Below are 13,495 nucleotides of genomic sequence, written 5' to 3'. Positions count from 1 at the left end.
ACCGTGACGGCGACACCGATATCCGGCTTCACCGGCGACGCGAGCCCCTACGGCGGCGGCGACCCCTACGCCGACTACCGCACCGCCGACTTCCCCTTCACCCGGTACGCGAACCTCGCGGACCGCCGGCTCGGTGCCGGTGTCGTCGCCGCCAACGACGAGTTCTTCGCGATGCGCGAGAACCTGCTGCTGCCGAACGACGCCGAGTTCGACCCCGAGCACTTCGGCCACAAGGGCAAGGTCATGGACGGCTGGGAGACCCGGCGGCGGCGCGGCGCCTCGGCCGAGCACCCCTGGCCCACCGAGGACGACCACGACTGGGCGCTCGTACGGCTCGGCGCGCCCGGCGTCGTCCACGGCATCGTCGTCGACACCGCGCACTTCCGCGGCAACTATCCGCAGGCGGTGTCGGTCGAGGGCACCAGCGTCGAGGGCTCGCCCACGCCCGGGGAACTCCTCGCCGACGACGTCAAGTGGACCACCCTCGTGCCCCGCACCCCCGTCGGCGGCCACGCCGCCAACGGGTTCGCCGTGGACGTATCGCGGCGGTTCACGCACCTGCGCGTCAACCAGCACCCCGACGGGGGCATCGCCCGCCTGCGCGTGTACGGCGAAGTCCTCGCCGACCCCGCCTGGCTCACCGCCCTCGGCACCCTCGACGTCGTCGCCCTGGAACACGGCGGCCTGGTCGAGGACGCCTCCGACCGGTTCTACTCGCCCGCCACCAACACCATCCAGCCCGGCCGCTCCCGCAAGATGGACGACGGCTGGGAGACGCGGCGGCGGCGGGACCAGGGGCACGACTGGATCCGCTACCGGCTCGCCGCGCAGTCCTCGATCCGCGCCGTCGAGATCGACACCGCGTATCTCAAGGGGAACTCCGCCGGGTGGGCCTCGGTGTCCGTACGGGACGGGGAGTCCGGCGAGTGGGTCGAGGTCCTGCCCCGGACCCGGCTCCAGCCCGACACCAACCACCGCTTCGTCCTCGACGCGGCGGCCGTCGGCACCCACGCGCGCGTGGACATCTTTCCCGACGGGGGGATCTCGCGGCTGCGGCTGTACGGGGCGCTCACCCCGGGCGGGGCCGAGGGGCTGACGGCTCGGTACCGGGAGCTCGGGGGCTAGGGCAGAGGCACTCGCAGGGCGCCCCGGGCCCGCCCCTTCTCCGTAACCAGGGGCGCTGCGCCCCCTGGACCCCCGCCCTGTCGGCGCTGCGCGCCTCGTCCTCAAACGCCGGACGGGCTGAAGAATTCGCCGCGCGCGCTGGAAACTTCGTCGCGCGCTGGAACTCCGCCGCACCGGCGAACGAATGAGCCCCTCCGGCGTTCGAGGAGCGGGGTCCGGGGCGGAGCCCCAGGACCGGAGAGGGGGCGGGCCTGGGGGCTCCGCAGCCGCGCGCGCCGCCGCTACGCCGCATGCCCCCCGTCCACGGAGAACTCCGCCCCCGTCACATAGGAGGCCTCCTCCCCGGCGAGAAAGGCCACCGCGGACGCCACCTCCCCGGCGGAGCCGTAGCGCCCGAGCGCCGTCCCGGCGGACTGGGCCTCGGCGTAGGGACCGTCGGCGGGGTTCATGTCGGTGTCGATCGGCCCGGGGTGCACCAGGTTCACGGTGACCCCGCGCTCACCGAGCTCCCGGGCGAGCGCCTTGGTGAGCCCGACGAGCGCGGCCTTGCTCGTGGCGTACAGGGAGCCGCCGGGACCGGGCACCCGCTGGACCATGCAGGACCCGACGGAGACGATGCGCCCGCCGCGCCCCATCCGCCCGGCAGCGGCCTGAGCGGTCAGGAACACCCCGCGGACGTTGACGTCGAGCACCCGGTCGACGTCGGCGAGGGCCAGGTCGCCGACGGGGCCGAGGACCCCGACGCCCGCGTTGTTGACGAGGATGTCCAGGCCGCCCAGATCGTCCGCGGCCCGCTCGACCGCGCCGACGGCGTCCCCCGCGTCGGCGGCGTCCGCCCGGATCGCGTACCCGCGCCGTCCCATCGACTCGATCTTGGCGACGACCTCACGGGCGGCGTCCTCGCTCCGCACATAGGTGATCGCCACATCGGCGCCCTCCTGTGCGAGCCGCAGGGCCGTCGCCGCGCCGATGCCACGGCTGCCGCCGGTGACCAGGGCCTTCTTGCCGGTAAGAGGAGACATGTCGATTCGCTTCCTTGTTTCGCCGTAAGGCTGAGTGGGGCTGTGTGGGGCTGTGTGGGACTAAGTGCTTACGGGTTCAATCAAAGCGACGGGGGGCGAGGAGGGCTGGCGGTAAATGGACGCGGAGGTGCCGTGCGGGGGCTGCCGGATACGTGAGGGCTCCGGGGAGGCGGTTAACTTCCGGAGAATTCGCCGCACTTGACGTTGACACATCAACCTCTACGCGCGTCATGCTTGCTCCATGCGAATCCCCCCACGGATCATCAGCGTCACCGCCCTCGCCGCCGCCCTGCTCGTCGGCGGCTCCGTCACCGGCACCGCGAACGCCGCGCCCCAGCAGTCGGTGGCGGCCGTCGCGCCGGCCTCGCTCCAGGCCGCCGCCGTCGGCGAGATCTGCTACTCCGCCCTGCCCTCCCAGGCCCACGACACGCTCAAGCTGATCGACAGGGGCGGCCCGTACCCGTACCCGCAGGACGGCACCGTCTTCCAGAACCGGGAAGGCATCCTGCCCAAGCAGAGCAACGGCTACTACCACGAGTACACCGTCAAGACGCCCGGCTCCTCCCACCGCGGCGCGCGCCGCATCGTCACCGGCGACCGCAGCCAGGAGGACTACTACACCGCCGACCACTACCGCTCGTTCGACCTCGTCGACCACGGCTGCTGAACGGGCCGCGGCTGCCGCTACGGGCCGCGGGCGCTGAACGGTCCACGGCTGCCGGGCCCGCGGCCCGGCCGCGGGGTCAGCCGAACCTGCGGCTCTCCGCCGCCGCGAACACCGCGATCGCGAGGGCGATGAGCGCGATGCTCAGATACAGCTCGTGACCGTCGGCGATCGCGATGCGGTGCACGACGCCCCAGCCGTGCAGCCGGCCGGTGAGTTCGCTCGTCAGACTGACCACACCCTGGATCAGCAGGAGCACGCCGAGGTATTCCAACATCTGCTTCATGGCACCGAGCGTCGCCCCGTGGACCCCCCGCGCACATCGGCCACGGGGCGGCGCCGTTCCCGCCGCAGGGCGTTCCCCGGCACGGTCGTGCCCCGCCGAAAGTCTCGCGGCCCCCGACTTTCGTCGATGATCACGGCCGGGGAGCGGGTGGCGGACCCGGAGGTGCGTAGATTTGTCGATTGTGAAGAGCTGGACGAGCTGGTCGAGCAAGGCGAACCGGGCAGGTCGGGCGGGCCGGGCTCCTGTCGCGGAGCACGTGGACCCGGAGGGGGCCGGGCGCGACGTGGACCCCGTGGCCCGGCGGCAGTGGTTCCTGCCGTCCGCTGTCGCCGCCGAGCTGGACCCGGACCGGGCCACCGGCAGGACCGGGCGGCACAAGCGGACCGTGCGCGACTGGCTCGTCGACTTCGCCTGCTTCCTGATCGCGGTCTTCCTCGGCCTGATCATCAGCGACGAGGTGGCGAACGACCCCGGCGTCCCCGACGGGCTCGCCGCGCTCGACCATCTGCTCGGCGCGCTCGCCTGCGCCGGGGTGTGGCTGCGCAGGCGCTGGCCGGTGGGGTTCGCCGCCGCGATGCTGGCTGTCAGCGTCGTCTCGAACACGGCGGGCGGCGCCGCGCTCGTCGCCTACTTCACGCTCGCCGTGCACCGCCCGTGGAAGTACCCGGCGTGGTTCGGCGCCGCGGCCGTGGCCCTGATGATCCCCTTCTACGCCTGGCGGCCCGACCCCGATCTGCCCTACGCGGTGTCGATCGTCCTCACCACGCTGCTCACCGCGACCGCCATCGGCTGGGGCATGTTCGTACGCTCCCGGCGCCAGCTCCTGCTCGCGCTGCGCGACCGGGCGCGGCGCGCCGAGAACGAGGCCGCCCTGCGCGCCGAGAAGGCCCAGCAGCTCGCCCGGGAGGCCATCGCCCGCGAGATGCACGACGTCCTCGCCCACCGGCTCACCCTGCTCAGCGTGCACGCGGGCGCCCTGGAGTTCCGGCCGGACGCGCCCCAGGAGGAGATCGCCCGCGCGGCAGGCGTCATCCGGGAGAGCGCGCACGAGGCGCTCCAGGACCTGCGCCAGGTCATCGGGGTGCTGCGGGGCGGCGACACGGACGCGTCGGGACGGCCGCAGCCCACGCTCTCCGCCCTCGACGCGCTGGTCGCGGAGTCCCGCGAGGCGGACATGAAGGTGGTGCTCGACCTGCGCGTGCCCGACCCCGACGCCGTACCCGCGGCGATCGGCCGCACCGCCTACCGCATCGCCCAGGAAGGCCTGACCAACGCCCGCAAGCACGCGCCCGGCGCCGAGGTGACGGTCACCGTCGCGGGCGGGCCCGGCGAGGGCCTCACCCTGTCCGTCCGCAACCCCCCGCCGCCCGGCGACGTACCGGACGTGCCCGGCTCCGGGCAGGGCCTCATCGGCCTCACCGAACGCGCCTCGCTGGCCGGCGGGCGGCTCACCCACGGCGGCGGCCCCGACGGGAGCTTCGCGGTCGACGCCTGGCTGCCCTGGGCGTGACGGTAACGGCCTCCGTGATCTTCACGGCCTGCTGAATTCGCTTCCGCACACCTTCTGTACGATCTCCGCCACCTGCAGAGAGGTGGAGATCGTGACGGGGGAGAGCCCGGGGGACGCGCCCGGGGGCACACAACGGCTCGCACGCGTACGGGGGTTGGTGAGGACGGGACGCGGGGCCGCGGCCGGCGGTCTGGTCCTCGCCCTGCTCGCCTCCGGTGCCGGCACCTGGGCCACGGACACCTGGCCCTTCGACGGCCGTGACCGCTACTGCTGGGGCGCCTGGGAACAGGACAGCGGCCCCGGCATCCTCGGCGACGAGGCCTTCGGCGGCGACGACGGCCGCAGCCGCACGGCCACCGGGTCCGCCCCGACCGCGGACACGCGGCGCGGCGAGTGCCGGCTCACGGTCAGCTCCCACGACCGGTACGGCGACGGCGACGAGAAGCGGCAGCGCACCACCGTCACCGTGAAGTACGGCCCCGCGCCCGCGTCCGTCGGCGACCGCGTCGGCTGGCTCGGCGGCTACCTCGGTGACCGCGCGATGCCCCTGCCGGACGGTCTGCCCGGCGTCGCCGACGGCCACCACGGCCTGCTCGTCCTGCCGAAGCGCTGCGACACCCGCGACGGGCGGCCCACCGCCGTCACCCTCGACGCGCGCGAACAGGCCGAGGCGGACGCCGTCCTCGCCCGCGTTCCCGACCTCGGCGGCTCCCGGGCCGTCGCCGAACTCCTCGTCGCCGCCGCGAACAAGGGGATGGAGTCCGCCGGTTGCGCCGGCGCGGAGCCGCTGCTGGTCAGCGGGCCCGTGCCGACGCTGCCGGAACGCGCGGAGACCTTCGCCAGGGGCGGCGCCTGCCGCATACCGGGCCTCGACATCGAGGGCGACCTCGACAAGGAGACCGCGCTGCGCGTCCAGTACCAGGTCGGCGCGGTCAACGACGAACTCCAGTCCTGCTCGGTCCGCATCGGCCGCTCGCTGCGCCTCGGCGAGCGCTCGGACCAGCAGCTCTTCGACGCCGTGATGGTGCGCGAGCCCCGCCTCACGGCGCTCCTCGACGGCGCGGACGACGGCAGGGCGTCCGGCAGGCCCCCGGGCGGGACGCTCGGCAAGGGCTGGCGCGGCACCGGCGTGTCCGGCAAGGGCTACGCGCTCGTACGCGCCGGGTGCGCGGGACGCCCGACGGCGTTCCTGACCTTCGGTACGTCGACGGGTTCGGCGGACGAGTACTTCGCCACGTTCAGCAACGCGGTGGCGCGACGGCTCGGTTGCGCGCCTGTCGCGCCGGGCGCGGACGACAGGGGGAGCGGTCGATGAGTACGCACGGGAAGCCGGAGGGCGACGCGGTGAGCGGGGGTGAGGCCGCCGTGAGCGAAGACGTGACCGCTGTGAACGAGGGCGTGACCGCCGTGAGCGTGGGCGGGGCCGCCGTGCGTGCGAACGGAGCCGCCGTGAGCGGGGACGGGGCCGCCGCGGCCCCGCGGCCCTGGTGGCACTGGCGGCGGCTGACCCGGGGGCGGTGGCGGCCCGCGCTCGCCGCCGCCGTCGTGGGGGCGCTGCTCGGCGGCACGGGGGTCGCCTGGCAGGCCGAGGCCGGTCCGTTCGGGCGGGAGCGGGCGTGCTGGGGCGCGTTCGACGAGGACGACGTCGCGGACCTCTTCCACGGCAAGCGAGACATCAAGTCGTCGGAGGTGGGCGTCAGTTACGACCGCATCGCCTCGGACGGACCCTCCGGGGCCTGCGAACTGCTCTCGCCGCGCGGCCACCGCGTCCGCGCCCGGCTGCACCAGCTCGACGTCCGCTTCGCGGGCGCGGGCGACAAGTGGGCGGACGAGTTCCTGTCCGCCCGCATGACGCCGATCGGCGGCGGATTCCTCGGCATGGTGTCGGACACGCGCGCGTGGCTCGCGGTCCCCGAGGGCTGCGTCGGCCGCAACAGCGACCGCGAAGGGCCCCTGGTCTTCGACATGGAGGCGGGCTGGACGACGTACGACGACGTCGTCGACACCGGCGAACGGGCCCGCCTCGCCCGCGCCGTGGTCACCCTCGTCAACGACTACATGGCGGGACGCGGCTGCGACAGCCCCATCCCCGACCCCACCGCGCGCCTGGCCGCACCCGCCCGCTTCCTCGACGAGAAGCGGGACGCGATCTGCGGCGTCCAGGGCCTGCGGCTGCCCGGCAGGGACCGGGAGAGCCGCTTCGAGCGGCCGCTGGTCACCGGGGGCACGGCCGCACCGGTGCGGACCTGCGACCGGGACGTGCTGTTCGGCCACCCCCGACTGCGTCTGATGACCGTCGAGGACCCCCGGCTCGCGCTGATCTACAAGGGGCTCTCGTACGACGGCGGGCGCCGGGTCACGGCCGCGGGGGACACCGGGGACCAGGTGCGCGGGCGCGGGTTCCTGCGCGACGACATGGGGCTCTTCCAGGCGTCCTGCCAGACCGGCGAGGTCACCTTCCTGGTCCGGGCGGCGGACGGGGGCAGGGCCGCCGACGTCCGGCGGCTGCTGCCCCGGTACGCCGCCCTGGAGGCCGACCGGCTCGGGTGCGGGCCGCTGCGTCTCAGGCTGCCGTCGTGACCGGGACCGACGGTGCCGTGACGGGTCCGGGCGCTGGTTACGGTATGCGCATGAAACCGATCAGGCTGCTGCTCGTCGACGACGACCCGCTGGTCCGCGCCGGGCTCTCCTTCATGCTCGGCGGCGCGGACGACATCGAGATCGTGGGGGAGGCGGGTGACGGCAGCGAGGTCGCCGCGCTGGTCGGCGAGGTACGGCCCGACGTCGTCCTGATGGACATCCGGATGCCGACGATGGACGGCCTCGCGGCCACCGAGACGCTGCGCAAGCGGCCCGACGCCCCCGAGGTCGTCGTCCTCACCACCTTCCACGCCGACGAACAGGTGCTGCGGGCGCTGCGCGCCGGGGCAGCGGGGTTCGTCCTCAAGGACACCGCGCCCGCCGAGATCGTGGCGGCGGTACGGGCGGTGGCCGCCGGGGACCCCGTCCTGTCGCCCTCGGTGACCCAGCAGTTGATCTCGCAGGTGGCGGGGGGCGGACCCGAGCTCGACCGGCGGCAGCGGGCGCTCGGGCGCCTCGCGGGTCTTGGGGAGCGGGAACGGGAGGTCGCCGTGGCCGTGGGCAAGGGGGCGTCCAACGCCGACATCGCCGCGGAGCTCTATCTGAGCGTCGCCACCGTCAAGGCCCACGTCTCCCGCATCCTCACCAAGCTGGACCTGAACAACCGGGTGCAGATCGCCCTGCTGGTCCACGACGCGGGGCTGTTGAACGGAGCTTGACGAGGCCCACGCCCCCTGCGGCCCCCCGCAGGGGGGCAGCCGCAGGCTCAGCCCTGTATCTCCGAGAGGCGGACAACGCGCCGCTCGGCGCGTGACAACTCGCACGCCTCGGCGATCCGCAGGGCCTGCAACGCCTCCCGCCCGTCGCACGGGTTCGCCCGCTCCCCCCGTACGACCTCCACGAACGCGGCGAGCTCCGCCTCGTACGCGGGCGCGAACCGCTCCAGGAAACCCGGCCACGGCTTGTCGGGGGCGGTGGGCCCGTCCGGCTCGGCGGAGGTGATCGGGGTGCGGTCGTCGAGGCCGACGGCCAGCTGGTCGGCCTCGCCCGCGAGTTCCATGCGCACGTCGTACCCGGCGCCGTTGCAGCGGGTGGCCGTCGCCGTGACGAGGGTGCCGTCGTCGAGGGTGAGAAGGACCGCGGCCGTGTCGACGTCGCCCGCCGTGCGGAACATCAGGGGCCCCGCGTCGGAACCCATCGCGTACACCTCCTCGACCTCGCGCCCCGTCACCCAGCGCACGACGTCGAAGTCGTGCACGAGGCAGTCGCGGTAGAGGCCGCCGGAGAGCGGCAGATAGGCGGCGGGCGGCGGCGCCGGGTCCGACGTCATGGCCCGCACCGTGTGCAGCCGGCCGAGCCGCCCGGCCCGCACCGCCGCGCGCGCCGCCGCGTAGCCGGCGTCGAAGCGCCGCTGGAAGCCGAGCTGGAGCACGGTGCCCGCGGCCTCGACCTCGGCGAGCGCGGCCAGGGTGCCCGGCAGGTCGAGCGCGATGGGCTTCTCGCAGAACACCGGCAGGCCCGCCCGCGCCGCGCGGCCGATCAGCTCCGCGTGCGCCGCGGTGGCCGCAGTGATCACCAGGGCGTCCAGCGGGGGACCCGCGGGCGACCCGCCCGGAGCGCCCGCCTCGAAGAGGGCGTCCACCGAAGGCGCCGTCACCGCCCCCACCCGGCCCGCGAGGTCCGCCGCCCGCGCGGCGTCCACGTCCGCGACCACGAGCGACTCCACGTCCGGATGGCGGGCGAGGACCGCCGAGTGGAAGGTGCCGATACGTCCGGTGCCGATCAGTCCGATGCGCATGGGGCCCACCATCGCCACGCGCCCGCACCCCTGTCAATGGTTTGTCCTGACAACAGAACTTCCGAACTTCCCGTCATCATCTCCCCGGACTACGCTCGCCCCGTGACCGAACCAGCAGCAGCCAAAGCCGCCAAACCGGCCGTGGACCCCACGGTGGCCCTGCACCTCGGCGTCGACCGCAGCAGTCCGGTCCCGCTGTACTTCCAGCTCGCCCAGCAACTGGAGGCGGCGATCGAGCGCGGCGCGCTGACGCCGGGCAGCCTCCTCGGCAACGAGATCGACCTCGCGGGGCGGCTCGGTCTGTCCCGGCCCACCGTGCGCCAGGCCATCCAGTCGCTCGTCGACAAAGGCCTCCTGGTGCGCCGCAGGGGCGTCGGCACCCAGGTCGTGCACAGCCAGGTCAAGCGCCCCCTGGAGCTCAGCAGCCTCTACGACGACCTGGAGGCGGCCGGGCAGCGGCCGCAGACCCGGGTGCTCCGCAACGTCGTCGAGCCCGCGTCCGCCGAGACCGCGGCGGCCCTCGGTGTGGCCGAGGGCAGCGACGTCCATCTGGTGGAGCGGCTCCGGCTCGCGCACGGCGAACCGATGGCCCATCTGCGCAACCGCATCCCGGCGGGACTGCTCCCGCTCGACACGGAGCGCCTGGAGGCCACCGGGCTCTACCGCCTGATGCGGGCCGCGGGCATCACCCTGCACAGCGCGCGCCAGTCCGTGGGCGCCCGCGCCGCCGGGGCCGAGGAGGCCGGGCTGCTCGCCGAGGCCGAGGGCGCGCCGCTGCTCACCATGGAGCGCACGACCTTCGACGACACCGGGCGCGCGGTCGAGTTCGGCTCGCACATCTATCGCGCCTCGCGGTACTCCTTCGAGTTCCAGCTCCTCGTACGGCCGTAGGAATGTCTCGTGCGGCCGTGAGACTGCCTCGTGCGCCCGTAAGAATGTTATGACAAAGTCATTGACGCTGCCCTGATCTCGCCGTTAGAACTCCTCAAGCCGACTGGCAGAGTTCACCGCGACGGCACCCGATGGCCGCACCGGTGATCCGCGTGACCGATACTTGGGCGGCCGGGTCCGCAAGCCGGACCCGGCCGCACCGACAAGCGCCGCACGCACTGCGAACACCGCAGGCACCGCGGACACGGCAGACACTGCGAAGCGAGAAGGGCACGGGGACGTGGCAAGGGTTGGTACTGGAGTACGTGCAGTGGGTGCCGTGCTTGTGGCGGTACTCGGAGCGTCCCTCGTGGGATGCAGCAGCACCGGGGGCAAGCGGGCCGAGGACGCGCGCAAGGCGGAGCAGGCGCGGGGCAAGGCGGCGGTGAGCACGCCCGAGTGGACCTTCGCGATGATCACGCACTCGGGTGACGGCGACACGTTCTGGGACATCGTCCAGAACGGCGCCAAGGAGGCGGCGCGCAAGGACAACATCAACTTCTTGTACTCGCACCACGACGAGGCGCAGCAGCAGGCACAGCTCGTCGACGCCGCCGTCGACAAGAAGGTCGACGGCATCATCGTGACGCTGGCCAAGCCGGACGCGATGAAGGCCGCCGTGGCGCGGGCCCGCAAGGCCGGGATCCCGGTGGTGACGGTGAACTCGGGCTCGGAGGAGTCCAAGAGGTTCGGCGCCCTGACCCACATCGGCCAGGACGAGACGATCGCGGGCGAGGCCGTCGGCGACGAGCTGAACGAGCGTGGCAGGAAGAAGGCCCTGTGCGTCCTGCACGAGCAGGGCAACGTCGGCCACGAGCAGCGCTGCGACGGCGCGCGGAAGACATTCAAGGGCGACATGAAGAACCTGTACGTCGAGGGCACCAACATGCCCGACGTGCAGTCCGCCATCGAGGCCAAGCTCCAGTCCGACCAGGACATCGACGCGGTCCTCACCCTCGGCGCGCCGTTCGCCGACACGGCCGTGAAGGCCAAGGAGGGCGCGAACAGCAAGGCGGAGATCGACACCTTCGACCTGAACGAGAAGGTCGCGGGCGGCCTGAAGTCCGGCAAGCTCGGCTTCGCCGTCGACCAGCAGCCCTACCTCCAGGGGTACGAGGCCGTGGACCTGCTCTGGCTGTACCGCTACAACGCCGACGTGCTCGGCGGCGGCAAGCCCGTGCTCACCGGTCCGCAGATCATCACCAAGGATCAGGCTTCCGAGCTGGAGGAATACGCGAAGCGGGGCACCCGATGAGCACGACCGCACCCGCGCCGGGGAAGCCGGCGGCCGACGAGCGGCTGCTCAAGACCTCGCCCCTGAAGAAGTTCCTCGGCCGGCCCGAGCTGGGCTCCGTCGTGGGCGCCGTGGCGGTGTTCCTGTTCTTCGCGGTCGTCGCCGACAGCTTCCTGCGCACCGCGAGCCTGGCCACGGTCCTGTACGCGGCCTCCACCATCGGCATCATGGCGGTGCCGGTGGCGCTGCTGATGATCGGCGGCGAGTTCGACCTGTCGGCGGGCGTCATGGTCACGACGTCCGCGCTGATCTCGTCGATGTTCAGCTACCAGATGACCGCGAACATCTGGGTCGGCGTCGGGGTGTCCCTCCTGGCCACTCTCGCCATCGGCGTCTTCAACGGCGTCATGCTCATCCGCACCGACCCGCCGAGCTTCATCATCACGCTCGGCACCTTCCTGATGCTCACGGGCATGAACCTGGGCTTCACCAAGCTGATCAGCGGCACCGTCTCCACCAAGTCGATCTCCGACATGGAGGGCTTCTCGTCCGCCAAGGACGTGTTCGCCTCGACGATCACCATCGGCGGCGTCGACTTCAAGATCACCATCGTGTGGTGGCTCGCGATGATCGCGGTGGCGACCTGGATCCTGCTGCGCACCCGCGCGGGCAACTGGATCTTCGCGGTCGGCGGCGGTGAGCAGGCGGCCCGCGCGGTGGGCGTGCCCGTCGGCCGGACCAAGATCGGCCTGTACATGGGTGTCGCCTTCGGCGCCTGGGTCTCCGGGCAGCACCTGCTCTTCAACTACGACGTCGTCCAGTCGGGCGAGGGCGTCGGCAACGAGCTGATCTACATCATCGCGGCCGTCATCGGAGGCTGCCTGATCACCGGGGGGTACGGCTCGGCGGTCGGTGCCGCGGTGGGCGCGCTGATCTTCGGTATGACCAGCAAGGGCATCGTGTACGCCGAGTGGAACCCGGACTGGTTCAAGTTCTTCCTCGGAGCGATGCTGCTCCTCGCGACCCTGCTGAACGCGTGGGTCCGCAAGCGCGCGGAGGCGACGAAATGACCACTGAGGCCGCCCCCGAGGGCGCGACGGCCGCTCCCGAGCGCACCCCGCTGGTCGAGCTCGACGGCGTCAGCAAGTACTACGGCAACATCCGGGCCCTCGAAGGGGTCTCCCTGGAGGTGCACGCGGGGGAGATCTCGTGTGTCCTCGGTGACAACGGCGCGGGCAAGTCCACGCTGATCAAGATCATCGCGGGGCTGCACCAGCACGACGCGGGCACCTTCCGCATCGAGGGCGAGGAGGCCCGGCTCGCCAGCCCCCGCGAGGCGCTCGACCGCGGCATCGCCACCGTCTACCAGGACCTGGCCGTCGTGCCGCTGATGCCGGTCTGGCGGAACTTCTTCCTCGGCTCCGAGCCGACGAAGGGGGCGGGCCCGTTCAAGCGCCTGGACGTGGATGCCATGCGCAGGACCACCCACGCCGAACTGCTCCGCATGGGCATCGACCTGCGCGACGTCGACCAGCCCATCGGTACGCTGTCCGGCGGTGAGCGCCAGTGTGTGGCGATCGCCCGTGCCGTGTACTTCGGCGCGAAGGTGCTCGTCCTGGACGAGCCCACCGCCGCGCTCGGTGTGAAGCAGTCCGGCGTCGTCCTCAAGTACGTCGCCGCCGCGCGGGACGCCGGGCTCGGCGTCGTCCTGATCACCCACAACCCGCACCACGCCTACCTCGTCGGCGACCGCTTCGTGCTCCTCAAGCGCGGTGCGATGTCCGGCGCCCACACCCGCGCCGAGATCACCCTCGACGAGCTGACCCGCCAGATGGCGGGGGGCTCCGAGCTCGACGACCTTCGCCACGAACTGGAGCGCACCCCCGAGCCCGACCTGGGCGGAGGCGCCCCGTAGGGGGCGCGGGGAGCAGCGGGCCCGGCCCCGCAAGGGGCGCGGGGAACGGCGCGCTCAGCCCGATCGGATCCGCAGTCGCGTCTGCTGAGTACTGCGCAGTCGCGTCTGCGGCGTTTTTGTGGTTGGCCGCGCAGTTCCTCGCGCCCCTGTGGGGGGCGCCCCGTAGGGGGCGCGGGGAACGGCGCGCTCAGCCCGATCGGATCCGCAGTCGCGTCTGCTGAGTACTGCGCAGTCGCGTCTGCGGCGTTTTTGTGGTTGGCCGCGCAGTTCCTCGCGCCCCTGTGGGGGCGCCCCGTAGGGGGCGCGGGGAACGTTGGTCCCCGTTGTGCGCGCCCCCGCGAGCGTGAGGCAGAATCGGCGCGATGAGCACCTACCGCGACCTCACGCACCGCGGCTCCGCCCGAGCCACCGTCCTGCGGACCGTGGGCACG

General features: G+C 72.9%; 13 protein-coding genes. 10 read left to right on the top strand and 3 right to left on the bottom strand.

Annotated elements, in window-relative coordinates; translation table 11 throughout:
* The first annotated feature begins 3 nt into the window (after window positions 1–3).
* Window positions 4–1,125 carry an allantoicase gene (gene alc / locus GPA10_RS15820; RefSeq protein WP_343040931.1) on the top strand — a complete coding sequence of 374 codons (1,122 nt, stop codon included), beginning with the start codon at window positions 4–6 and terminating at the stop codon, window positions 1,123–1,125.
* A 281-nt stretch (window positions 1,126–1,406) separates the two neighbouring features.
* Here the strand turns inward: alc and GPA10_RS15815 are convergent, their stop codons facing one another.
* On the bottom strand, window positions 1,407–2,147 hold the full coding sequence (locus GPA10_RS15815) for an SDR family NAD(P)-dependent oxidoreductase (RefSeq protein ID WP_157166099.1): 741 nt from the start codon (window positions 2,145–2,147) through the stop codon (window positions 1,407–1,409).
* A gap of 241 nt (window positions 2,148–2,388) precedes the next feature.
* Between GPA10_RS15815 and GPA10_RS15810 the strand changes: the two genes are divergently transcribed.
* Window positions 2,389–2,814, top strand: coding sequence for a guanyl-specific ribonuclease (locus tag GPA10_RS15810; RefSeq protein ID WP_157166098.1), 426 nt, complete (start codon window positions 2,389–2,391; stop codon window positions 2,812–2,814).
* A gap of 76 nt (window positions 2,815–2,890) precedes the next feature.
* Here the strand turns inward: GPA10_RS15810 and GPA10_RS15805 are convergent, their stop codons facing one another.
* Entirely contained in the window at window positions 2,891–3,097 is a 207-nt protein-coding gene (locus GPA10_RS15805) for a hypothetical protein (protein WP_157166097.1), read from the bottom strand.
* A 256-nt stretch (window positions 3,098–3,353) separates the two neighbouring features.
* On the opposite strand from GPA10_RS15805, the gene GPA10_RS15800 reads away from it, so the two are divergent.
* The 4 genes from GPA10_RS15800 (at window position 3,354) to GPA10_RS15785 (ending at window position 7,906) form a co-directional block, all read left to right on the top strand.
* Window positions 3,354–4,607: a histidine kinase gene (locus tag GPA10_RS15800; RefSeq protein WP_343040996.1), complete on the top strand. Its 1,254-nt coding sequence runs from the start codon at window positions 3,354–3,356 to the stop codon at window positions 4,605–4,607.
* 157 nt (window positions 4,608–4,764) lie between these two features.
* A complete protein-coding gene (locus tag GPA10_RS15795) occupies window positions 4,765–5,922 on the top strand; it encodes a hypothetical protein (protein WP_343040930.1) in 1,158 nt (385 codons plus the stop codon).
* Window positions 5,919–7,187 carry a hypothetical protein gene (locus GPA10_RS15790; protein ID WP_198351615.1) on the top strand — a complete coding sequence of 423 codons (1,269 nt, stop codon included), beginning with the start codon at window positions 5,919–5,921 and terminating at the stop codon, window positions 7,185–7,187. The genes GPA10_RS15795 and GPA10_RS15790 overlap by 4 nt, the downstream gene beginning before the upstream one ends.
* A gap of 50 nt (window positions 7,188–7,237) precedes the next feature.
* Window positions 7,238–7,906: a response regulator gene (locus tag GPA10_RS15785; RefSeq protein ID WP_157166095.1), complete on the top strand. Its 669-nt coding sequence runs from the start codon at window positions 7,238–7,240 to the stop codon at window positions 7,904–7,906.
* Window positions 7,907–7,953: 47 nt separating this feature from the next.
* On the opposite strand, the gene GPA10_RS15780 is transcribed toward GPA10_RS15785, so the two are convergent.
* Complete coding sequence (locus GPA10_RS15780; protein ID WP_058849448.1) at window positions 7,954–8,985, bottom strand: Gfo/Idh/MocA family protein; 1,032 nt, start codon at window positions 8,983–8,985, stop codon at window positions 7,954–7,956.
* A 141-nt stretch (window positions 8,986–9,126) separates the two neighbouring features.
* Here GPA10_RS15780 and GPA10_RS15775 point away from each other — a divergent pair, with 141 nt between their 5' ends.
* From GPA10_RS15775 to GPA10_RS15760, 4 genes are all read left to right on the top strand, one after another.
* Window positions 9,127–9,876: a GntR family transcriptional regulator gene (locus tag GPA10_RS15775; RefSeq protein ID WP_343040995.1), complete on the top strand. Its 750-nt coding sequence runs from the start codon at window positions 9,127–9,129 to the stop codon at window positions 9,874–9,876.
* Between the two features lie 280 nt (window positions 9,877–10,156).
* Window positions 10,157–11,170, top strand: a complete 1,014-nt coding sequence (locus GPA10_RS15770; protein ID WP_484600348.1) for a sugar ABC transporter substrate-binding protein — start codon at window positions 10,157–10,159, stop codon at window positions 11,168–11,170.
* Window positions 11,167–12,219 (top strand): ABC transporter permease, encoded by a 1,053-nt coding sequence (locus tag GPA10_RS15765; protein ID WP_157166093.1) that lies wholly within the window; start codon window positions 11,167–11,169, stop codon window positions 12,217–12,219. Before GPA10_RS15770 ends, GPA10_RS15765 begins: the two co-directional genes overlap by 4 nt.
* Window positions 12,216–13,064, top strand: coding sequence for an ATP-binding cassette domain-containing protein (locus GPA10_RS15760; RefSeq protein ID WP_157166092.1), 849 nt, complete (start codon window positions 12,216–12,218; stop codon window positions 13,062–13,064). The genes GPA10_RS15765 and GPA10_RS15760 overlap by 4 nt, the downstream gene beginning before the upstream one ends.
* The last annotated feature ends 431 nt before the right edge of the window (window positions 13,065–13,495 follow it).

Origin of the sequence: Streptomyces typhae (genome assembly GCF_009755605.1) — a bacterium.
In the GTDB taxonomy this organism is placed as follows: Bacteria; Actinomycetota; Actinomycetes; order Streptomycetales; family Streptomycetaceae; genus Streptomyces; species Streptomyces typhae.
This window is presented reverse-complemented; position numbering and strand designations above follow the sequence as displayed.